This window comes from Spongiibacter sp. UBA1325 (assembly GCF_002306875.1).
GTDB classification, from domain to species: domain Bacteria; phylum Pseudomonadota; class Gammaproteobacteria; order Pseudomonadales; family Spongiibacteraceae; genus Spongiibacter; species Spongiibacter marinus.
In genome coordinates, this window is record NZ_DBTD01000006.1 from 317,930 (window position 1) to 338,971 (window position 21,042).

Annotated in this window: 20 protein-coding genes and 1 tRNA gene; 18 read left to right on the forward strand and 3 right to left on the reverse strand. The window is 55.0% G+C overall.

What is annotated here, in order from left to right; all coding sequences use genetic code 11:
- Window positions 1–6 precede the first annotated feature (6 nt).
- Together B3K78_RS07310 and B3K78_RS07315 are read left to right on the forward strand one after the other, a co-directional pair.
- Window positions 7–2,391 (forward strand): CHAT domain-containing protein, encoded by a 2,385-nt coding sequence (locus B3K78_RS07310; protein WP_286694915.1) that lies wholly within the window; start codon window positions 7–9, stop codon window positions 2,389–2,391.
- Entirely contained in the window at window positions 2,384–3,814 is a 1,431-nt protein-coding gene (locus B3K78_RS07315) for a DUF4384 domain-containing protein (protein WP_286694916.1), read from the forward strand. Before B3K78_RS07310 ends, B3K78_RS07315 begins: the two co-directional genes overlap by 8 nt.
- Before the next feature lie 34 nt (window positions 3,815–3,848).
- Here B3K78_RS07315 and B3K78_RS07320 read toward each other — a convergent pair.
- Window positions 3,849–3,935, reverse strand: a tRNA-Leu gene (locus B3K78_RS07320).
- Window positions 3,936–4,081: 146 nt separating this feature from the next.
- Between B3K78_RS07320 and queA the strand changes: the two genes are divergently transcribed.
- The 5 genes from queA to B3K78_RS07345 are packed head-to-tail and all read left to right on the forward strand — an operon-like array spanning window position 4,082 to window position 7,375.
- Window positions 4,082–5,143, forward strand: coding sequence for a tRNA preQ1(34) S-adenosylmethionine ribosyltransferase-isomerase QueA (gene queA / locus B3K78_RS07325; protein WP_286694917.1), 1,062 nt, complete (start codon window positions 4,082–4,084; stop codon window positions 5,141–5,143).
- Between the two features lie 46 nt (window positions 5,144–5,189).
- Window positions 5,190–6,299 (forward strand): tRNA guanosine(34) transglycosylase Tgt, encoded by a 1,110-nt coding sequence (tgt, locus tag B3K78_RS07330; protein ID WP_286695037.1) that lies wholly within the window; start codon window positions 5,190–5,192, stop codon window positions 6,297–6,299.
- Window positions 6,292–6,606, forward strand: a complete 315-nt coding sequence (locus B3K78_RS07335) for a YqfO family protein (RefSeq protein ID WP_286694918.1) — start codon at window positions 6,292–6,294, stop codon at window positions 6,604–6,606. Before tgt ends, B3K78_RS07335 begins: the two co-directional genes overlap by 8 nt.
- An 18-nt stretch (window positions 6,607–6,624) precedes the next feature.
- Window positions 6,625–7,194, forward strand: a complete 570-nt coding sequence (locus tag B3K78_RS07340; RefSeq protein WP_286694919.1) for a gamma carbonic anhydrase family protein — start codon at window positions 6,625–6,627, stop codon at window positions 7,192–7,194.
- Window positions 7,184–7,375, forward strand: a complete 192-nt coding sequence (locus tag B3K78_RS07345; RefSeq protein WP_286694920.1) for a DUF1289 domain-containing protein — start codon at window positions 7,184–7,186, stop codon at window positions 7,373–7,375. The genes B3K78_RS07340 and B3K78_RS07345 overlap by 11 nt, the downstream gene beginning before the upstream one ends.
- A gap of 9 nt (window positions 7,376–7,384) precedes the next feature.
- On the opposite strand, the gene B3K78_RS07350 is transcribed toward B3K78_RS07345, so the two are convergent.
- Complete coding sequence (locus B3K78_RS07350; protein ID WP_286694921.1) at window positions 7,385–8,659, reverse strand: HlyC/CorC family transporter; 1,275 nt, start codon at window positions 8,657–8,659, stop codon at window positions 7,385–7,387.
- Between the two features lie 81 nt (window positions 8,660–8,740).
- Entirely contained in the window at window positions 8,741–9,538 is a 798-nt protein-coding gene (locus tag B3K78_RS07355; RefSeq protein ID WP_286694922.1) for a cytochrome C assembly family protein, read from the reverse strand.
- A 182-nt stretch (window positions 9,539–9,720) separates the two neighbouring features.
- Here B3K78_RS07355 and ffh point away from each other — a divergent pair, with 182 nt between their 5' ends.
- From ffh to prfB, 11 genes are all read left to right on the forward strand, one after another.
- Window positions 9,721–11,097: a signal recognition particle protein gene (gene ffh, locus B3K78_RS07360; protein WP_286694923.1), complete on the forward strand. Its 1,377-nt coding sequence runs from the start codon at window positions 9,721–9,723 to the stop codon at window positions 11,095–11,097.
- 235 nt (window positions 11,098–11,332) lie between these two features.
- Complete coding sequence (gene rpsP / locus B3K78_RS07365) at window positions 11,333–11,581, forward strand: 30S ribosomal protein S16 (protein WP_027872766.1); 249 nt, start codon at window positions 11,333–11,335, stop codon at window positions 11,579–11,581.
- A gap of 5 nt (window positions 11,582–11,586) precedes the next feature.
- Complete coding sequence (gene rimM, locus B3K78_RS07370) at window positions 11,587–12,111, forward strand: ribosome maturation factor RimM (RefSeq protein ID WP_286694924.1); 525 nt, start codon at window positions 11,587–11,589, stop codon at window positions 12,109–12,111.
- 33 nt (window positions 12,112–12,144) lie between these two features.
- Window positions 12,145–12,885, forward strand: a complete 741-nt coding sequence (gene trmD / locus B3K78_RS07375) for a tRNA (guanosine(37)-N1)-methyltransferase TrmD (RefSeq protein ID WP_204995700.1) — start codon at window positions 12,145–12,147, stop codon at window positions 12,883–12,885.
- Window positions 12,886–12,932: 47 nt separating this feature from the next.
- Window positions 12,933–13,295, forward strand: coding sequence for a 50S ribosomal protein L19 (gene rplS / locus B3K78_RS07380; protein ID WP_027872763.1), 363 nt, complete (start codon window positions 12,933–12,935; stop codon window positions 13,293–13,295).
- A gap of 110 nt (window positions 13,296–13,405) precedes the next feature.
- Window positions 13,406–14,314: a site-specific tyrosine recombinase XerD gene (xerD, locus tag B3K78_RS07385; protein WP_286694925.1), complete on the forward strand. Its 909-nt coding sequence runs from the start codon at window positions 13,406–13,408 to the stop codon at window positions 14,312–14,314.
- 78 nt (window positions 14,315–14,392) lie between these two features.
- The gene (locus B3K78_RS07390) at window positions 14,393–15,166 is read left to right on the forward strand and encodes a DsbC family protein (RefSeq protein WP_275587316.1); all 774 of its coding nucleotides are present in this window, start codon (window positions 14,393–14,395) and stop codon (window positions 15,164–15,166) included.
- A gap of 151 nt (window positions 15,167–15,317) precedes the next feature.
- Window positions 15,318–16,625 carry a homoserine dehydrogenase gene (locus tag B3K78_RS07395; RefSeq protein ID WP_204995697.1) on the forward strand — a complete coding sequence of 436 codons (1,308 nt, stop codon included), beginning with the start codon at window positions 15,318–15,320 and terminating at the stop codon, window positions 16,623–16,625.
- A 60-nt stretch (window positions 16,626–16,685) separates the two neighbouring features.
- Window positions 16,686–18,083, forward strand: coding sequence for a threonine synthase (thrC, locus tag B3K78_RS07400; protein WP_286694926.1), 1,398 nt, complete (start codon window positions 16,686–16,688; stop codon window positions 18,081–18,083).
- Between the two features lie 2 nt (window positions 18,084–18,085).
- Window positions 18,086–19,825 (forward strand): single-stranded-DNA-specific exonuclease RecJ, encoded by a 1,740-nt coding sequence (gene recJ / locus B3K78_RS07405; protein WP_286694927.1) that lies wholly within the window; start codon window positions 18,086–18,088, stop codon window positions 19,823–19,825.
- Between the two features lie 72 nt (window positions 19,826–19,897).
- A protein-coding gene (prfB, locus tag B3K78_RS07410; RefSeq protein ID WP_286694928.1) for a peptide chain release factor 2 occupies window positions 19,898–20,996 on the forward strand; the annotation gives its coding sequence in 2 pieces (ribosomal slippage) (window positions 19,898–19,972 and window positions 19,974–20,996; 1,098 coding nt in all).
- Window positions 20,997–21,042 lie beyond the last annotated feature (46 nt).

Genomic DNA, 21,042 nt, shown 5'->3' on the forward strand with positions numbered 1-21,042 from the left:
ATCTTTATGCATAACTTTGCACGGAATTTATTCAAACCCTTGCTCTTGTTGCCGGTAATTGCTATAGGCGGCTGTGCGGGCTTTGATTTGTCCGGTCAGTGGGGGCGCGAAAATGCGATCGCCGGAAATTATCAGCATGATTATGCTGAATTGCATATGAATGGTGTACGAAATTTATGCATGAATTTAGTGAAGGTCCATAACTTCAAAGGCTTTGATCATTGTATTGCTCAGATGGAAATGCATCATGTTGCTGATGGTCGCTTGATGTCTAGGAATCCTATGGGATATGACCAGAGTTCTCGTGATTATACGACTGCGCTTATTAGTGGCCTTAAAGCCGAAGCGGCTTTGAGTCGTGCCCAGATTGCGATGGTGCCGGTGTACTTAGAACCTGCCGTCAATGCTGTGCGTGGTCAGCCCGGTGCTTTTATCCTCAATGAAGTTAAGTATATCGACCACGGGCGTGCCCAACTAGCCCCGCTCGTACTCGGTGTTGCGGCCGTCTATGAGGGGCTGTATGGCTCCACTGGTGCCGCGCGGGAGTATTTGCAAGAGCTATCAGCGGTTGACGTGAGCGGCATGTTAGTTAGCTATATGGAGCCTGAAAAACGTGCTTGGTTGGCCAGAGGGTATATTGCGATTGGGGATTATATCTCGGCGCTTAATACGCTAACCAATGAGGAGGCCAAGACCGATAAACTGCTCTACGAGGCAATGATGAAGCTCAATCCAGCCTACTATTTAGTGGGCGCGTTGACGGGTGCATCAACCGATAAGTGGGATCGGTACTTCAGCTTGGAAAGCGAAGCGATGATGTGCCACACCCTGTACAAGTTGAAGGCAAAAAGTGCTGAGTCCTGCTATCAGCAATTATTGCAGCATGAATTTATTGATGTATTTGGCGGTCTGAAATTTGCCGCACTGCAAGAATACGGTCGGCTACAGTTATCCGCAGGCAACGACGACATTGCCATCAGCGTACTGAGCGAAGCGGTTGAGCTGCTTGAAGCGCAGCGCTCGAGTCTATCGCTGGATACCTCCAAACTGGGTTTCGTCAATGACAAGCTCTCGGTGTATCGCGATTTGGTCGCGCTGTATGTAACGCGAGACCGAGCTGATCGCGCAATAGAATATGCGGAGCGTGCAAAGGCACGGGCGCTCATTGATTTGTTGGCCTCCCGTGACGCACAACCTGAGCTGCAAGGTAGCGATCAACTGCAAGAACTTCTCGCCTCTATTAACGATGCGGAGACCTCTCTCACGGCGATTAATCTGAATGATGATAGTCAGCGTTCAGTCACCCGAGGATTGCTGCGTAAATACCAGAACAGCCTTCAAGAAATGGCGCCGGAATTTACCTCATTGCGGACTGTGACCTCGCCGCGTATTGCCCAACTGCAATCCTCCTTGCAGGAGGGCGAAGGCCTGTTGGAATACTTTGGCGAGGGTGACGATCTCTGGGTGTTTATCCTTAGCCGTCAAGGTGTGTCTGCGGCCAAGCTGCCGGTCACTAACCTCGACACCCAAGTAGCGGCGCTGCGCAGTGATTTGCAAAACCCCAACTCCACCCAGTTTGAGCGCAGCAGCCACCAGTTGTACGTCAGCCTAGTGCAGCCCGTAGAAGATGCTATACAAGGTTTTAAACGCCTTACAGTTGTCCCTCATGGAACACTGCATTACCTGCCTTTTGCAGCCTTGTACGACGGTGAGCGTTATTTGCTCGAGCACTTTGAAGTTCGCGTCTTGCCAAGTGCCTCGGTTCTCCAATTTTTGAATAAAGACTCGCAAAGCGAAAACCGTCGTATGTTGGTGCTGGGTAACCCTGATCTAGACGATGCCTCGATGGACCTGCCAGGAGCCGAGGTTGAGGCTATTAATCTCGGTCAGATGCGCCCCGATACCAATGTTTTGCTGCGTAAAAACGCCAGCGAGACCCTGCTGAAGGCTAATGCTGGAAATTATCGATACTTACACATCGCGTCCCACGGTATTTTTAACGCCGAAGACCCGATGGCTTCGGCTTTACTGCTTTCGGCGAGTGATCGGGACGATGGGTTGTTATCGGTCGCAGAGTTATTTGATTTGCGGCTAAATGCGGATCTGGTCACGCTCTCGGCCTGCGAGACTGCGCTCGGAGAAGTTACTGGCGGCGACGATGTGATCGGTTTTACCCGCGGTTTTCTGTACGCGGGGGCGGAGTCGATCGTCTCCAGTTTGTGGAAGGTAAGCGATGCGGCGACCAATCAGCTGATGCAGGCCTTTTATCAAAGTTTGCCGGAGCAGGGGAAGAGCGCAGCGTTGCGGCAGGCGCAGTTGGCATTGAAGGGTGGAGAGTATAGGCACCCATACTACTGGGCAGCCTTCCAGCTAACGGGGCAATATGACTGATTTTAAGGTGATAGCAATGATGATGGCTGACCGGCGTAAACAGATTTCTTTTATATCAGTATGGATCACGCTGTTCTGCGTTCATGGCAGCTATGCACAAGAGATGGTTGGGGTCGGTTATAGCGACTCCCGGGAGAGGGCGGTGCAGCTTGCATATGTTGATTTGGCTCAGCAGCTCTTTGTGCGAGTGGAGTCCACAACCGAAGTTCGGCAAAGCTATGAGGGTAGTAGTTTTTCCCAACGCTCGATTTCAGAGACGGATATTCCCCTTTTGCAGGTTCCCGTTAGCTGCGAGGCCACGAGTAAGGAGTACGAGTGTCACGCAGTATTTGACTCTGAGGCCGCACGGCCACGCTACCAAAGCGCCCTGGCGCAATCTGAAATTGGGCTACGTGATGACTTCGTCCGCTATCAATCAGCAAGCGCCGATGCGAAGTACCCCGCTGGAAAAGCTTTGGCCACAGCCTTGAATAATTATCAAAAGCTTCGCCGCGTCGCTGGATTTCTGGGCTTGGGCTCCGAGTTCAACCACCGTGATATCGCCTCGGTTGTGGAAAAATGGCAGTCGTCAGCGCGCTTTAATGTCTCGTCGTTGCGCGCTGCCGCTGCGCTGATTGTTGACGACGTTGCAGAAGCGAATGTGAGCGTCGCGCCGCCGTTTACGCCGGATTCGCAAGAGTTGACCCCATTTGGGCGCGCATTTCTCAAGGAGCTTGAGACGCAGCTAGGCGCCAGACTAAAAAAGCAGGCACCGCGCTATAAACTGCTTGGCAGTTATATGGTGACCGATAAGGGTATGGACCTTAGTTACGAACTAGTCGATCTGCAGGGCAATAGCACTGTGCAAGTAAAGCAAATTCATCTGCTTCCAGCGGCGTATTCCACCTATGAGACCGAGCCCAGTTCAATAGATTTCGACCAGCTATTGCGCAAAGGTTTAGCTGTCTCTGGCGATTTTTCGGTTGCGGTGGCCACAAATAAAGGTATGCGGAATTTGGCTTTTGAGGCAGGGGACTCGCTGGAGCTTTTAGTGAAGCTAAATCGTCCCGGTTATTTTTATGTGGTCGGTTATAGTGCCGAAAGTGGCAGAGACATACAGTATTTATTGCCGGTTTCTTATGGCAATGGTCGCGAGCAATTTGTTCAATATGTATCTGCCGAGCAAGTGAACAGGTGGGTGTCGTTGGGCGAGTTCGAAGTTTCGCCGCCGTTTGGCACAGAGCGACTTCAAGTGTTCGCTTCTGAGGACACGCCAGTGGACAATCTGCCTCTATATTTTTACGACGCGACTAGTGGCTACTTCTTGATAGGAGAGCAGAAAACAAATCAAGTACGTAGTGATCGGACTAGAGGGTTAAAGAAGATTCGCAAAGCAGCGAAAGCAAAGGCCGAATCTTTCTTGGTTTTTTCTACTTATGAATAAGTTGGCTATGTTTATTAGCTAACTTAGGAAGAGATGGTACCAGAGGCCGGACTCGAACCGGCACGCCCGTGAAGGCAAGGGATTTTGAATCCCTCATGTCTACCAATTTCATCACTCTGGCATTGAGGAGGCGGGATTATAGCAGCCTTGTTTAATCGGTCAATCCATCGACTAAAAAAATTGCGGTTTTCGCGCTAAATGTCGATGAATGGAGTCCGACAGCGATTTCCGTTAATCTTGCGGCCTTTATTTTTAGTGATCGAGAGTATGCAGCGCCGCGACTTTTATTTTGATCTGCCTGATGAACTGATTGCGCGTTATCCTGCCCAGCAGCGCGACGGGAGTCGCCTGTTGGTGTTACAGGGTGACGGCAGGCTCGAGCACCGGCAGTTTCCTGATTTACTCGACTATCTGCGCGAGGGGGATTTGCTGGTATTTAACGACACCAGAGTGATTCCCGCGCGGCTATTTGGCGCAAAGGAATCAGGTGGGCGCATTGAGATATTGATCGAGCGCTTGATCGATGAACACCATGCCCTGGCCCATATACGGGCGAGCAAATCGCCGAAGGCGGGCAGCCGCTTGTTCCTGGCTGAGGATGCGGAGGCGCCAGTTGGCAGTGATGCGGTTGAGGTGCTTGGCCGCCAAGGTGCCTTGTTTGAGTTGTGCTTTGATGCGCCGTTGTTAGAGCAACTCAATACCTATGGCCACATGCCGTTGCCGCCTTATATCGACCGTGCGGACGACGCAGAGGATCAGCAGCGCTACCAGACGGTGTACGCTAAACGCGATGGTGCGGTAGCCGCGCCGACGGCGGGTCTGCATTTTACCGAGGACTTTCTCGCGGCATGTAAGGCAAAGGGCGTTGAACAAGCCTTTGTGACGCTGCATGTCGGGGCGGGAACCTTTCAGCCGGTGCGCGCAGATGACATTCGCGATCACGAAATGCACGCCGAGTATATTGAAGTGTCGGCCGCCGTCGCCGAGCAGGTCAGGGCAACTCGCGCCCGCGGCGGGCGTGTGGTCGCCGTGGGCACCACCAGCGTGCGCAGCTTAGAGAGCGCTTCCCAGGGTGGTGAAATTGCGGCATTTTCCGGTGATAGCCGAATTTTTATCTACCCTGGCTATCAGTTTAAGAGCGTGGATGCCTTGTTTACCAACTTCCACCTTCCGGAGTCCACGCTCATTATGCTGGTCAGCGCCTTAGCTGGTCAGGCGCCGGTGATGGCGGCCTATCGCGAAGCGGTGGCCGAGCGTTATCGCTTTTTCAGTTATGGTGATGCCATGCTGGTTTTCCCCACTTTGCAGCAGGAGTCCCTAAATGACTGATGCCTCTTCTCCCTCTGATGCTGGCAGCGGTCGCGATGACTGCCGAATGCAGTTTAGTCGCAGTGCGCAAGATGGCCTGGCGCGACGCGGCGAATTAAGCTTTCCGCGCGGCAAGGTGCAAACGCCTGCCTTTATGCCGGTAGGTACCTACGGCACGGTAAAAGGAATGCTGCCGCGGGATATCCATGAAATCGGTGCGGAAATCATATTAGGCAATACCTTTCACTTGATGCTGCGCCCCGGTACAGAGGTGGTAAAAGCCCACGGTGATTTGCATGACTTTATTGGTTGGGAAGGGCCGATACTGACTGACTCGGGTGGCTTTCAGGTATGGAGCTTGGGCAAGCTGCGCAAAATTAGTGAAGAGGGCGTGTCTTTCCAGTCGCCAGTCGATGGCAGCAAGGTGTACATGGATCCGGAGCGCTCAATGGAAGTGCAGCGCGAGTTGGGCTCCGATATCGTCATGATCTTCGATGAGTGCACGCCGTACCCTGCAACAGAAGCGGAAGCGCGCAGCTCTATGGAGCTGTCATTGCGCTGGGCAGGGCGCAGTAAAAGCGCCCACGAGGGCAATGATGCCGCCTTATTTGGGATCATCCAGGGTGGCATGTACCCCGAGTTGCGCCGCGAATCCCTGGCGGGTCTTCAGGACATTGGCTTTGATGGCTATGCCATCGGCGGGCTGTCGGTTGGCGAGCCCAAAGAGGAAATGCTCAAAGTCTTGGATAGTCTTGCGGATCATCTACCAGAGCAGCAGCCCCGCTACCTGATGGGCGTTGGCAAGCCCTCCGACATTCTTGAAGCCGTGATGCGCGGTGTCGACATGTTTGACTGTGTGATGCCAACCCGCAATGCCCGCAATGGCCACCTGTTCACTTCAACGGGAGTCATTAAGATTCGCAACGCGGTTCATCGCCACAGCGACCAGCCGCTCGATGCGAATTGTGACTGCTATACCTGCCAAAATTTTTCCCGAGCCTACCTTCATCATTTGGATAAATGCCGGGAAATATTGGGCGCCCAGCTCAACACCATTCATAACCTGCGGTACTATCAAAACCATATGGCGGCAATTCGCCAGGCAATAGAGCAAGGCCGCTTGGCCGAGTTTGCCGAGGAATTCTACGCAAGTCAGGATGGTAGGGCGGATGTATAAGCTGGTGTTTTTTGTCCCCGTCTCGCATTTGGAGGGGGTGAAAGACGCGGTTTTCGCTGCCGGTGCGGGGCGCCAGGGCGAGTATGAACACTGCTGTTGGCAGACGCTGGGCTATGGTCAATTCAAGCCTGGTAGCGCTGCCCAGCCGTATATCGGCGAGTCGGGGAAATTAGAGGTTGTACCCGAATATCGCGTAGAAATGGTGTGCGAGGCCTCGGCGCTTAAGAATGTGGTTCACGCCTTGCGACGTGCTCACCCATACGAAGAGCCGGCCTTTGATGTCACCGAAACAGTGGATGGCCTGTAGTGGGCCGAGAGAGTAGCTATGTTGTATGAACTGGGTGACCGTCGAGTCAAAATGCTCGGTAATGGTCACTTTGTGGCGGACAATGCATCGCTGATTGGCGATGTTGTGCTGAGCCATAATGTAAGCATTTGGTTCAATGTGGTGATCCGCGGAGACACCGAACAGATTCGCATTGGTGCTGGCAGCAATATTCAAGATGGCAGTATTCTGCACACCGACCACGGTTTTCCGATGAGTATTGGCAAGGATGTGACGGTTGGCCACAAGGTCATGTTGCACGGCTGCACGATTGGCGATGGCAGTTTAATCGGCATGAATGCAGTGGTTCTCAACGGCGCCAAAGTCGGAAAAAACTGCCTGATTGGTGCCAATGCGCTGGTGACAGAGGGTATGGAAATACCCGACGGTTCGCTCGTGATGGGAATGCCGGCGAAGGTTAAGCGCGCACTGAGCGACGTGGAGCAGGCAACCCTGGCGCTCTCGGCTCAGCATTATGTGGAGAATGGTCAGCGTTTTCTCAGCGAGTTGCGGCCCCAGAGCTTGGCGTCGGCAAAGTGTGACGGCGAGGAATTTAACGATGAGTTCTGAACCATCAGAAGCCCCAGTCAAGTCGCCCTGTGTCTCGGTGTGCGCACTGGATGAGCAAGATGTCTGTCTGGGCTGTTACCGAACGGTGGACGAAATTCGCGAGTGGTCGTCGGTAAATGATGCGCAGCGCCGAGAGATTATCCGTATGGCCAATGCGCGCTGTAAGGAACGCTACGGCTAATTGTCGGCGCTATGCGCGCCGACGGTTGCGACCTTTCGGGTAGGCTCTTACCAGCTGAATCAGGTTGCCCTTCATTTCCATAATTTCAAAGCAGTAGCCCTCAACCGTAACCCCTACCATTGCCTCTGGGAAGCTCTCCAGCGTTTCCAATAGCAGGCCGTTCAGTGTTTTAGGGCCGTCGGTGGGCAGCTCCCACTTGAGGGTTTTATTAATGTCCCGCACGGTGGTGGTGCCGTCGATCACAAATGTGCCATCGCTTTGGTGGGTGATGTCGTCGGTGTCAGTGCTGAGGTTGGACGTGAACTCGCCGACAATCTCTTCAAGCAAATCCTCTAGCGTGACAATGCCCTGCATCACGCCGTACTCGTCGACAACAATGCCCATGCGCCGCTTTTGTTTTTGAAAGTTAAATAGCTGGGTGTGCAGGGGCGTGCCTTCCGGAATGAAGTAGGGCGCGCGGAGGGCGCGTAGCAGGCGGTCGCGCTGTACTTTGCCGTGCTCATCAACGCTGTTAATGATGTCCCGCTGATGGAGAATGCCGACAACATTATCAATGTCGTTTTGATACACCGGAATGCGGGTAAACTCGGCGTCGCGCAGCTTTTCGATGATAGCCGTCGTGTCGGCTTCAATATCAATGCCGTAGACCTCATTGCGCGGGATCATAATGTCGTCCACGGTGATGAGTTCTAGGTCCAAAATATTCAGGAGCATGCCGCGGTGGTGTTTCGGGATCAGGTGGCCGGCATCGCCGACGATGGTCCGCAGCTCCTCCATACCGATGTGTTCGCTGCCGTCATTCTTCTCAACGCCCGTCATGCGCAGCACCATATGGGTGATATGGCTAACTAACCAGATTACCGGGAACAGCAGGCTGCGCAGCGGTAGCAAGATATGGCTGACGGTATAGGCCACCATTTCAGATTTATACGCGGCAATAGTCTTGGGGATGATCTCGGCAAAAATCAGGAAGACCAGGGTCAGCAAAATAGACGCGGGAACAACGGCGTTGTCGCCATAGAGACGAATCGCGAGCACGGTGGCGAGCGCAGCGGCAAGATTGTTGATGAGGTTGTTGCCGATCAATATTGTACTGATCAGGCTGTCGGGGTTTTCCAACAAGCGTGCAGCGCGCCGGGCACCGCGGTGGCCAGTTTTCACTTTGTGGCGCAGGCGGTAGCGGTTCAGGGACATCATTCCAGTTTCAGAACCGGAGAAGAAACCAGAAAAGAAGATCAGCGCGGCCAATATTCCAAATAAAAGACCCAGCGGTGCCTCGTTCAAAAAGCCCTAAACTCCCGAGAAAAAAATCAGTGCCAATCTTGAAGAAAAACCGCCTGCAGCACAAGCCGCCAGGCTCATAAGTTAGGGGCTGGTAATCAAGCTCAGGGCGATTTTGGTGCCAAGATAACCCAGTAGCAGGAAGGCGAAGGCCCACAGTGTCCAGCGAATCGCTGTGCGGCCACGCCAGCCGAGGGCGAGCCGCCCACCAATAAGCACGCCGAGCAGCAGCCATGCCATGATGGAAAACAGCGTTTTATGGGCAAGGTTCTGACCTAACAGGTCATCGACGAATACCACGCCGGTGCCAATGGCCGCCGTTAGCAGCAGGAAGCTCGCGGCAACCAGCTCAAACAACATGCTCTCCATGGTTTGCAGTGGCGGCATAAAGCTGGGCAAGCCGCGAAGCTGGTGCTGGCGCAGCATGCGGTCCTGGCTGGCCAGCACCAGCGCCTGAACGGCGGCGATGGTGAGCATGCTGTACGCCAATATTGATAAAATAATGTGGCTGTACATGCCTGCAGAGTGCTTTTCGCCAACTTGCTGACCCGGGAGAAGTAACTCCAGAGTAATGGCGAGAATGGCCAGGGGGAACAGCGCCAGCAGTAGGTTGTGTATTGGTCGGCGAAGACTGGCCCCGAGAGTGATCGCGCAAATCAGGCCGGTGAGGAGCGAAAACAGCTGCGACAGCCCCAGGTCTGCGCCCATGGGGGTGGCAATGGCGCTTACCGCTGCCACAAAATGGGCTGTAATAGCTATCGCGCCGAAGCACAGTGCGCCGCGGCTGAGTTGTTGGCCGTTGCCAAGGCGAAGGCGCCTCGCCTGCGCGCCAGTGGCAAAGAAGTATAGAAGGACTGCTATCAGGCTGCTTGCAATGTTCATGTACTCGGCTTTGCCGGATTCCCTGTCTGCGTTTTGGGTCTGGGCAGTGACTCGGTTATACTTCCGCGTCTTTCTGTCGGCCCGCTGCGTTCTATGCGTGGGCTGATTGTAAGCGTGTTCACTGCAGCCTGTCGATACGGCTTACAGTACAAGCGCATTTCCGACTTCAGAGAGTTGATGGCATGTTTGAAAATCTCACCGAACGTTTATCGCAAACCCTGCGCCATGTTACCGGTCAGGCTCGCCTTAGCGACGACAATATAAAAGATGCGATGCGCGATGTGCGCATGGCATTGCTTGAGGCTGATGTCGCGCTGCCTGTGGTGAAGGACTTTGTCGAGGCGGTGCGACAACGCGCGGTGGGTCAGGAGGTAAGCAAGAGCCTGAGCCCGGGGCAAATGTTCGTGAAAATCGTCCAGCAAGAGCTGGAACACATCATGGGCGATAAAAACGAAGGCTTGGATTTTTCCACTCAGCCGCCGGCAGTCATCCTAATGGCGGGCCTGCAGGGTGCGGGTAAAACCACCTCGGTTGGTAAGTTGGCAAAATACTTAAAGGAAAAAGAGAAGAAGAAAGTATTGGTCGTGAGTGCCGATATCTATCGGCCGGCGGCCATCAAGCAGCTGGAGACCCTGGCCGGAGATGTTGGTGTCGATTTCTTTCCGAGCACCACCGAGCAAAAAGCCGTGGATATCGGCAAGGCAGCGCTCGCCGAGGCAAAGCTGCGCTTCTACGATGTGGTGATCGTCGATACGGCGGGTCGTTTGCACGTCGACACCGACATGATGACAGAGATTCAAGAGTTGCACGCGGCGATTACGCCCACAGAGACGCTGTTCGTGGTTGACGCCATGACCGGTCAGGATGCGGCCAATACCGCCAAGGCCTTCGGCGAAGCGCTGCCGCTTACCGGGGTTATTCTCACCAAGGCCGACGCGGATAGCCGCGGTGGTGCGGCGCTTTCGGTGCGACATATTACCGGCAAGCCCATCAAATTCTTGGGGGTGGGTGAGAAAACCGACGCTCTGGACCCCTTCCACCCGGATCGTGTGGCATCACGAATTCTGGGAATGGGGGATATTCTCTCCCTGATCGACGAGGCGGAAGCCAAGCTCGATAAGCAGAAAGCCGAAAAATTGGCGAAGAAGATCAAAAAAGGGAAGAAGTTCGATCTTGAGGATCTTCGCGACCAGCTGCAGCAAATGCAAAACATGGGCGGCCTTACCGGCATGCTGGATAAGTTGCCTGGGATGGGCAATATGGCGCAGATGGCGCAAAGCCAGATCGATACCAAAATGTTTACGCGCATGGAAGCCATCATCAATTCGATGACGCCAGCCGAGCGCCGCAATCCGGATCTTCTCAATGGGTCGCGCAAGAAGCGCATCGTGGCGGGTTCCGGCACCCAGATCCAGGATCTGAACCGCCTGCTTAAACAGCACAAGCAAATGGCCAAGATGATGAAAAAAATGGGTCAAAAGGGCGGCATGACCAATATGATGCGCGGTATGGGCGGGATGATGCCCCCCGGTGGCGGTGGCCGCTTCCCCGGAATGTAGTCCGGAGCTGCCGAGAACTGCACTATAATCAAGCGCTTGCCCGCATTTTACGGTGACGGCCTGGCAGGGTGGTGGGGTGATCATCACCGCAGAGGGAAAAAAGTGTATCAGCTGTTTCAAATGCATACACTTTCCCTTATAATTCCGCGCCTTTACGGCTCCGGGTCGTTAACAGGATCAAAAATTCGCAGTAGCGGTCAACGCCGCTGCCCAAAAGCTAGGAACTGATACAAGAATGGTCACTATTCGTTTGGCACGTGGCGGCTCTAAAAAGCGCCCCTTCTACCACCTGACAGTCACTGACAGCCGCACTTCACGTGACGGTCGTTTCATTGAGCGCGTTGGGTTCTTTAACCCTGTTGCCCGTGGTAACGAAGAGCGTCTGCGTGTAGACACCGCTCGCGTTGAGCACTGGGTTGCTCAAGGCGCTCAGCTGTCTGACCGCGTTGCTAAGCTGATCAAAGAAGCACCTGCAGCCGAGTAAGCTGGGTGTCTACCTCGTCTTCACCAGTCGTCATAGCGAAAATCTCGACGGTATACGGGGTAAAAGGGTGGGTAAAGATACATTCCTTTACCGACCCGCTTGAGAATTTTCTGGATTTCTCTGACTACCAGCTGCGCAAAAAGGGCCGGTGGCAGGAGATCGAACTCGACGAATGTCGGCGTCATGGTAAGGGCATCGTAGCCCATATTAAGGGTGTCGACGACCGCGAGTTGGCTCGGGAGTATTGCGGGCTTGAGCTGGGGATTTTGGCAGAGCAGTTGCCAAGCCTGGCTGAAAATGAGTTTTACTGGCACCAATTAGTGGGTTTGAAGGTTATCGCTTCGGAGCAACTGTTGGGTGCGGTGGATCATATGATCGAAACCGGCGCCAATGATGTAATGGTGGTGCGACGGTGTGAGGGAAGCCTCGACGATCGAGAACGGTTGATCCCTTACTTGCCGGGTGATTTTGTGCAGGATATAGACCTGCAAAGCGGCACGATTACTGTCGATTGGGACCCGGAGTTCTAACGCGCAGTGAACGTGGCGCGTGATGGGGGCAGAATGGATATCGCAGTGGTAACCCTGTTCCCAGAAATGTTCGGCGCGATCAGCGATTATGGTGTCACCGGACGAGCAGTACAAAAAGGGGTGTTAAACCTTAGCTGCATCAACCCGCGGTCGTTTACGGAAGATCGCCATCAAACGGTTGATGATCGCCCCTACGGTGGCGGCCCAGGTATGGTGATGATGCCAGAACCGTTAAGCAAGGCGTTGCAGGCAGCGCGCGAAACGGTTGCCAAGCCGGCGAAGACGGTATATCTGTCGCCGCAGGGTAGAAAGTTAGATCAAAGCGGCTTGCAGGAGCTGGCGCAAGAAAATGCGTTGATCCTATTAGCCGGGCGTTATGAAGGCGTTGATGAACGCTTGATTGAACGTGAGATCGACGAAGAGTGGTCTATTGGTGACTATGTCATCAGCGGTGGCGAGCTAGCTGCGATGGTGATGATAGACGGCTTGAGTCGTTTGCTGCCGGGCGTGTTGGGCCATCAGCAGTCGGCGGAACAGGACTCCTTCGCAGAGGGGTTGTTAGATTGCCCACATTACACCCGACCCGAGGTGTATGGGGAAGATGTGGTTCCAGAGGTATTGCTTAGCGGCAATCACGGAGCCATACGACGCTGGCGCTTAAAGCAGGCGCTGGGTCGAACGTTTGTACGGCGCCCGGACTTGCTCGAATCGAGAGAGCTGAGCGACGAGGAAAACACACTGCTGGCGGAGTACCTTCGCGAGCGTAACGACTAATTGACAGCTAGCTGTGAAGCTACCAACTTTTATTTCAGGAGCATGCCATGAGCACCAACAAAATTATCGCCGAGCTGGAAGCGGAGCAGACCGCCAAAGAGCTGCCGGAATTCAGCCCCGGTGACACCGTTGTCGTTCAGGTAAAGGTTAAAGAAGGTAACCGCGAGCGTCTGCAGGCCTTTGAAGGTGTTGTTATCGCCAAGAAAAACCGCGCGTTAAACTCTTCTTTCACCGTTCGCAAGATTTCTCACGGTGTTGGCGTTGAGCGCACTTTCCAAACTTACAGCACGCTGATCGACAGCATTCAGGTTAAGCGTCGCGGTGATGTTCGCCAAGCTAAACTGTACTACTTGCGTGAGCGCAGCGGTCGTTCAGCTCGTATCAAAGAGAAGCTGGCAACCAAGTCGTAATACGGTTTTCGCATCTCCGAAAAGGCAGCCACTGGCTGCCTTTTTTGTGTCTGGCTGGTGGCGCCGTCCATTGGCGAGATAGAATCTGGCTGACGACCGAGGAGGAGTTCATGGCGCAGCAGGCCAGTGATCAGGATCAGCCAACCATAGACCGCTACATTGACGCGCTGTGGCTAGAGAAAGGGCTTAGCGATAACAGCTTGCAGTCTTACCGCCGCGACCTATACCAATGGTCCTATTGGCTCGCTCAGCGGGGCAGTGGCGTGCTGCTATGTGGTCGCGCCGATGCGCTGGATTATTTGGCCGAGCAGCGCGGCAAGGGCAAATCTGCCCGTAGTACTGCACGTTTGCTTTCTTGCCTGCGGGGGTTTTACCGTTATCAGCTGCGGGAGGGGCGCCTTCAGGAAGATCCGCTTGTCAATATTGAAGCGCCCAAGTTAGGGAGGCCGCTACCTAAATCCTTGGGTGAGGCTGATGTTGAGGCCTTGCTTGCGCAGCCCGACGACGATATTGCGATCGAGCAGCGTGACCGGGCAATGCTGGAGCTACTGTATGCTGCCGGCCTGCGAGTCAGCGAGCTGGTGAGCTTGCGGTTTTCGCAGTTGGGCCTGGAGCAGGGCGTGGTGCGAGTGACCGGCAAGGGCAACAAGGAGCGCCTGGTGCCAATGGGGGAGGAGGCTCTGCACTGCTTACAAGCATATTTGCGTGGCGGACGGCCACAGTTGTTGGCGGATGGCGAGTCGGACGTGGTGTTCCCCAGTCGCCGGGGTCAGGTGATGACCCGACAAACGTTTTGGCACCGCGTGAAGCTTTACGCGCAGCGCGCCGGCATTCGCTCAAGTATTTCACCGCATACGCTGCGTCACGCGTTTGCCACACATCTGGTGAATCATGGTGCTGACCTGCGGGTTGTTCAGCTGCTGCTCGGTCACAGTGACTTGAGCACCACGCAGATATACACCCATGTTGCCAGAGAGCGAATGCAGGCTTTGCATCGCGCGCATCACCCGCGCGGTTGAACTTGGCGCTTTCTCTGGGTTCTCAATGGTATATGATGACCGCCTTCACACCTTCCGTACGGAGATTTTTCGTTGACTATGTATAGCCCCCGAGTATTGATTTCGCGCGCTCTATTCGCGTCAGTAATAGCTGCTTCAACTTTTTTTGGGGTGGCCTACGCCGAGCCTGCCAAGACCGCGACCTTTATTGATAAGGCGGCTGAGCAAGCGATTCGCAGTGCGTTTAAGAGTTCTCGCCCCGATTTACAGGTCAGCGGCGTAGAAAGTAGCGAGATGCCCGGGGTGTATCGCGTTGAAATGACCAATGGGCCGACGGTCTATGCGAGCGCCGACGGCAAGTATATTGTTGCGGGTAAAATGTATGAGCTGACGGCGAATGGCATTGAGGATATCGCCGAGCGCCGCTTGCAGCCCCAGCGCAAGGCCTTGCTCTCCAAAGTGCCGCGGGAAGATATGATTATATTTAGCCCGGAAGGGGAAACAAAAGGCGCGCTGTATGTATTTACCGATGTGGATTGTGGCTTCTGCCAAAAGCTGCATAAAGAGGTGCCCGCCCTGAATGCCAGTGGTATCGAGGTGCGCTATCTTGCCTATCCCCGTCAGGGTGTTGGCACGCCAACATTCAACAAAATGGTATCCGCCTGGTGCGCCGACGACCGCGTCGCGGCGATGGATGCCCTCAAGGCCCGCCGCCCCATTGCGAATAAGCAGTGCCAAACGCCGATCATTGGCCAGTATGAATTGGGTCAGCAGCTTGGCGTGACCGGGACACCGGCGATCGTCACTGAGGACGGCGCCCTGATTCCCGGCTACCGCCCGGCTGATCAGCTGATTCCCCAAGCGCTGCGCTGAGAAATCGTCAATAAGTAGGAATAGAGGGGCTCTGGTCGTATCTCTGGCGCTTCAGCATGGCGCTAGGCCCCCATCCTGACATAAAATGGGCAGTTCGTAGCGCCGCGCTTATGTGCGGCGCGCTAATAATTGAGTTTTAAAAGGAGTGGCGGTGAGTCCGGTCAGAGTAGGTATATGTGGTCTGGGTACCGTTGGCAGCGGTACTTACGCAGTATTAACGCGCAACGCAGCGGAGATTGCTGCCCGTGTCGGTGCCGATATTGTGGTAACTGAAATTGGTGCGCGTCGCGACAACCCCAATTGTGATACGGGTGATGTGGCCATTAACCGCGACATTTTTGCCGTTGCAGAAAACCCCAATGTCGATATTTTGGTTGAGTTGATTGGCGGGACCACTGTTGCCAAGGAATTGGTATTGAAAGCCATTGCCAATGGCAAACACGTGGTGACCGCCAACAAGGCCTTGATTGCCGAGCACGGGAACGAAATTTTTGAAGCGGCTGCCCAACAGGGCGTTACGGTTGCCTTTGAAGCCGCAGTTGCCGGCGGTATTCCCATTATCAAAGCACTGCGCGAAGGCTTGGCAGGGAATAAAGTGCAGTGGCTCGCGGGCATTATCAACGGCACTGGAAACTTTATTCTCACTGAAATGCGCGACAAAGGGCGCGACTTCAACGACGTACTGGCCGAGGCTCAGGCCCTGGGCTACGCCGAGGCAGACCCGACCTTCGACGTTGAGGGCATAGATGCCGCACACAAGTTGGTGATTTTGGCGTCTCTGGCCTTTGGTATCCCGCTGCAATTTGACAAGGTATATACCGAGGGAATTAGCCGGATCGCCCAGGAAGATGTGGTCTACGCCGAAGAGCTGGGTTATCGCATCAAGCATTTGGGTATTGCCCGCGATACCGAAAAAGGCATTGAACTGCGCGTTCATCCCACACTGATTCCAGAAAAGCGCCTGATCGCGAACGTAAACGGTGTAATGAACGCCGTACTGGTGCAATCGGATGCCGTTGGTCCAACCTTGTATTACGGTGCGGGTGCCGGTAGCGAACCCACGGCATCAGCGGTTGTCGCCGATGTTGTGGATGTCGCGCGTACACTCAGCGCCGAACCACACCACCGGGTGCCTTTCCTGTCATTCCAGCGCACGTCATTGAGCGATCATCCTGTGCTGCCGATAGACGATGTGGAAACCGCCTACTACTTGCGCATGTCGGCCCTCGATAAGCCCGGCGTACTGTCTAAAGTGGCGCAGATTCTCAGCGACGACGGCATTAGCATTGAAGCGCTGATTCAAAAGCAGCCAGCCGAGGACGCGAATTTAGTTCCGGTGATTATCCTTACCAACCGCACCGTAGAGAGCAAGTTGTTTGCCGCAGTCAGCCGTATTGAAGGACTGGAAGGTATTGTTGGTGAAGTAACGCGTATTCGCGTTGAGTCACTGGCAGGCTAAGTATCGCCGCTACACTGCGCCTTCGGGCGCAGTCCCCACATTCCATGAAGAGTTAGTAACGTGAAATACATCAGCACCCGTGGCCAGGCGCCCGCCCTCAATTTTGAAGACGTACTGCTTACCGGCTTGGCGCCGGATGGCGGTCTTTACGTGCCGGAGTCCCTGCCGACCTATAGCCGCGAGCAAATTGCGGCGTGGTCGTCGTTAAGCTACACCGAGCTGGCCTTTGAAATTGTTCAGCCCTTTGTTGCGGGCAGCATTCCCGATGCCGATCTCAAAGCGATTATCGACGATAGCTATTCGGACTTCAGGCACCCGGCCGTAGCGCCACTGGTGCAGCTGGGTCAAAACGAATGGGTGTTGGAACTGTTCCAGGGGCCGACCCTGGCTTTTAAAGACTTTGCATTGCAGATGTTGGGACGCCTGCTGGATTATGTGCTGGAGAAGCGCCAGCAAAAAGTCGTTGTAATGGGCGCCACGTCAGGTGATACCGGTTCGGCGGCGATTCAGGGTGTAAAACGCTGTGAAAACGTCGACATTTTTATTCTGCATCCCTACCAACGCGTGTCGGAGGTGCAGCGCCGCCAGATGACAACAGTGCAGGGCGACAATATTCACAACATCGCCCTGAAAGGGCACTTTGATCACTGCCAGGCCATGGTGAAAGCGAGTTTTGCGGATCAGAGCTTTTTGCCTGAGGGGCGCCAGCTGGTAGCGGTGAACTCCATTAACTGGGCGCGCATCATGGCGCAGATCGTCTACTACTTCTACGCCGCTTTTGCATTGGGCGCGCCAGATCGCAAAATCAGTTTCTCTGTGCCGACGGGTAATTTTGGCGACATCTATGCCGGCTACCTCGCCAAGCAGATGGGACTGCCCATCGACCAATTGGTGGTGGCAACGAATCAAAACGACATTCTGCACCGGGTGATTAGCGGCAATCAGTTTGAAAAGCACGATTTGCAGCACACATTGTCGCCCAGTATGGATATTGTCGTATCCAGCAACTTCGAACGGATGCTGTTCGACTGCTTTGACCGCGACGGTGCGGCCATCGCCGACCTGATGCAACGAATGAATACCGAGACGGTATCTCTTCCCGCCGCCGCGTTTGAGCGCGTGCGCGAACTGTTCGCCAGTGCCAGTGCCAGCGATGAAGAAACCGTGGCCACCATCGCCAGCGTCTACGACGACAGCGAGTACCTGCTTGACCCGCATTCGGCAATTGGTGTTAAAGCCGCGCGCGATTGCTGGCGCGACCTCAGCGTACCAATGGTGACGCTCGCTACTGCGCACCCAGCGAAATTCCCTGAAGCGGTAATGAAAGCCGGTTATCCCAGTGCGCCCGCGTTGCCGCATCATATGGCAGACCTTTTCGACCTTGATGAGCGTTACGAAGTGATCGACAACGACATGTCGAGCGTTCACAGCTTTATGGCAAAGAATATTCGCGCCTAAACGTGAGTCGCTTCCCGCGTATCGTTGAAAGAGCCGCCGTCGCAGATGCGACGGTGGCGCTGCCATCATTACCGCCCCTTTTGTCTCGGCTGTATGCCGTGCGCGGCGTAGTGTCCGACGAGCAGGCCAAGCTCGGTTTGGATGCCTTGCCTGCACCCACTATGAAGGGCATGGACGCGGCTGTATCAGCGCTGGTTGAGGCAATCAGTGAGGGTAAGCGCTTGTTAGTGGTTGGTGACTTCGACTGCGACGGCGCCACCAGTACAACCTTGGCGTTGCTCGGCTTGCGAATGTTGGGCGCCGCCGACGTCGATTTTTTGGTCCCCAATCGCTTTGAATACGGCTATGGCCTGAGCCCGGAGATTGTTGCTGTCGCAGCCGAGCGCCGCCCTGATATCATCATCACCGTCGACAATGGCATCTCCAGTATCGACGGTGTTGCCGCGGCGGCGCAGGCCGGTATTCCCGTTATCGTGACCGACCACCACCTGCCCGGCGACCAGCTGCCAGACGCACTGGCGATTGTGAACCCCAATCAACCCGGCTGTGACTTCCCAGATAAATCATTGGCTGGCGTCGGTGTGATGTTTTACGTGCTGCTGGCATTGCGGGCGGCGCTGCGAGAGCGCGGTAACTTTCGCGATGGCAAGGGGCCCAATCTTGCTGAGCTGCTCGACCTCGTGGCGCTGGGCACGGTCGCTGATGTGGTGCCGTTGAGTCAGGCAAACCGGGTTTTAGTGGAGCAGGGCTTGCGGCGAATTCGCGCCGGGCGCTGCCGCCCGGGAATTAGTGCTTTACTCCGAGTTGCCGGGCGGGAGCCCGCGCGCTTGGTCGCCAGTGACCTCGGTTTTACCGTTGGGCCGCGTTTGAATGCGGCGGGCCGGCTGGATGATATGACGGTGGGCATTCGCTGTCTGCTGGCCGACGATGCGACGCAAGCCCTGAACTTGGCCGCCGAACTGGATGACCTCAATCGAGAGCGTCGCAGCATAGAACAGAGCATGAAAGACGACGCCATGCGCGCATTGGCGCATTTGCAGCTAGACGCCAGTAAGGTTCCGGCGGGATTGTGTTTGTATGATCCAACGTGGCACCAGGGCGTTGTGGGGATCTTGGCCTCGCGGATCAAAGAGCAGTTTCACCGTCCGGTAATCGCCTTTGCCGAGGCCGACAACGGTGAAATCAAAGGCTCTGCCCGTTCTATTCCCGGCCTGCATATGCGCGATACTTTGGACAGGGTCGCAAAACGTCACCCGCAGATGTTAAGTAAGTTTGGTGGCCACGCCATGGCGGCGGGGTTGAGCTTGGCGGAAAAAGACTTTGACGCCTTTAGCGATGCCTTTGTTGACGCCGTTCGTGAGCAGCTTAGTGACGATCAGCTCGAGGCGGTGGTTCACAGCGACGGCGAGCTGGGCCCGACAGAACTTAAACTCGAAAATGCAGAGCTGCTGCGCAGTGCCGGGCCGTGGGGTCAGGGCTTTCCCGAGCCATTGTTTCACGGTGTATTTACCCTGGTTCAGCAGCGCCTTGTCGGCGAGCGGCATTTAAAAATGACGCTCGCACCTCGCCATGACAAGCAGGCGATCATTGACGCCATTGCGTTTAATGTCGACCTCAACCTGTGGCCAGACCCGGCGGTAACGGAGGTGGAGGTGGTGTACAAGCTAGATAGCAATCTCTGGCGTGATCGCCTGTCACTGCAATTACTGGTTGAGCATCTGCGCCCCTGCGCTGGCGCATAATGCCGGCCAGCTTTCCGCCGCGCGACGCATCGGGTAAAATGCCCGCCTTTTCACGTGGTCCGGATACTATCCATGCTAGAAATTAATCCCCTGCGCAATGCCCTTAAGGATATGACTGAGCGTACCAATACGCTTAGGGGGTATCTTTGACTACGCTAACAAGAAAGAGCGCCTAACTGAGGTCGAGCTGGAGCTCGGTGATTCCGCGGTGTGGGACGACCCTGCCCGTGCCCAGGAGCTTGGCCGCGAGCGCGCCAACCTGGAGGGAGTGGTGGGCGCCATCGATGAGTTAGATGCAGGCATTGGCGACGCATCTGAACTGCTCGATATGGCAGCGGAAGAGAACGATGAAGACACCATTGAGGCCGTGCAGGGCGATATAGAACGCCTGGAAGGGGTGCTAGCCAAACTGGAATTCCGCCGTATGTTCTCCGGTGAAATGGACCCCAACAACTGTTATTTGGATATTCAGTCAGGTTCCGGCGGCACCGAAGCCCAAGACTGGGCCAATATGGTGCTGCGCATGTATTTGCGCTGGTGCGAAGACAAAGGCTTCAAAGCAGAACTGGTTGAGGTCTCTGACGGCGAAGTGGCGGGGATCAAAAGTGCAACTATCCATATTCAGGGCGAATATGCCTTCGGTTGGCTGCGCACCGAGACCGGCGTTCACCGCCTGGTTCGCAAGTCGCCCTTTGATTCGGGCAACCGCCGCCACACATCGTTTTGTTCGGTGTTTGTCTCGCCGGAGATCGACGACAATATCGAAATTGATATCGATCCTTCGGATGTGCGCACGGATACCTACCGCGCCAGTGGTGCAGGTGGTCAGCACGTTAACAAGACCGACTCTGCGGTTCGCCTAACGCACGAGCCTACTAATACCGTTGTGCAGTGTCAGAGCGAGCGCTCCCAGCATCAAAACCGCGACAACGCTTGGAAAATGTTGAAGGCCAAGCTCTATGAAATGGAGCTGCAAAAACGCAATAGCGAGGCCCAGGCACTGGAAGACAGCAAGTCAGATATTGGCTGGGGCAGCCAGATACGCTCCTACGTGCTCGACGACCAGCGTATTAAAGACCTGCGCACCAATGTACAAACCAGCAATTGCAACAATGTGCTCGATGGCGACCTTGACCTGTTTATCGAAGCGAGCCTGAAATCTGGCTTATAAGGCCGGCACCCTAGCCAATGAGATGACGCGGCCCGATTGCGGGCCC

Coding starts and splice junctions, on each gene's coding strand:
- queA (WP_286694917.1), top strand. CDS start 4,082: ATGCAGCGCCGCGACTTTTATTTTGATCTGCCTGATGAACTGATTGCG.
- trmD (WP_204995700.1), top strand. CDS start 12,145: ATGGATATCGCAGTGGTAACCCTGTTCCCAGAAATGTTCGGCGCGATC.
- B3K78_RS07390 (WP_275587316.1), top strand. CDS start 14,393: ATGTATAGCCCCCGAGTATTGATTTCGCGCGCTCTATTCGCGTCAGTA.
- B3K78_RS07315 (WP_286694916.1), top strand. CDS start 2,384: ATGACTGATTTTAAGGTGATAGCAATGATGATGGCTGACCGGCGTAAA.
- B3K78_RS07355 (WP_286694922.1), bottom strand. CDS start 9,538: ATGAACATTGCAAGCAGCCTGATAGCAGTCCTTCTATACTTCTTTGCC.
- B3K78_RS07345 (WP_286694920.1), top strand. CDS start 7,184: ATGAGTTCTGAACCATCAGAAGCCCCAGTCAAGTCGCCCTGTGTCTCG.
- B3K78_RS07310 (WP_286694915.1), top strand. CDS start 7: ATGCATAACTTTGCACGGAATTTATTCAAACCCTTGCTCTTGTTGCCG.
- ffh (WP_286694923.1), top strand. CDS start 9,721: ATGTTTGAAAATCTCACCGAACGTTTATCGCAAACCCTGCGCCATGTT.
- rplS (WP_027872763.1), top strand. CDS start 12,933: ATGAGCACCAACAAAATTATCGCCGAGCTGGAAGCGGAGCAGACCGCC.
- tgt (WP_286695037.1), top strand. CDS start 5,190: ATGCAGTTTAGTCGCAGTGCGCAAGATGGCCTGGCGCGACGCGGCGAA.
- rpsP (WP_027872766.1), top strand. CDS start 11,333: ATGGTCACTATTCGTTTGGCACGTGGCGGCTCTAAAAAGCGCCCCTTC.
- B3K78_RS07335 (WP_286694918.1), top strand. CDS start 6,292: ATGTATAAGCTGGTGTTTTTTGTCCCCGTCTCGCATTTGGAGGGGGTG.
- xerD (WP_286694925.1), top strand. CDS start 13,406: ATGGCGCAGCAGGCCAGTGATCAGGATCAGCCAACCATAGACCGCTAC.
- B3K78_RS07340 (WP_286694919.1), top strand. CDS start 6,625: ATGTTGTATGAACTGGGTGACCGTCGAGTCAAAATGCTCGGTAATGGT.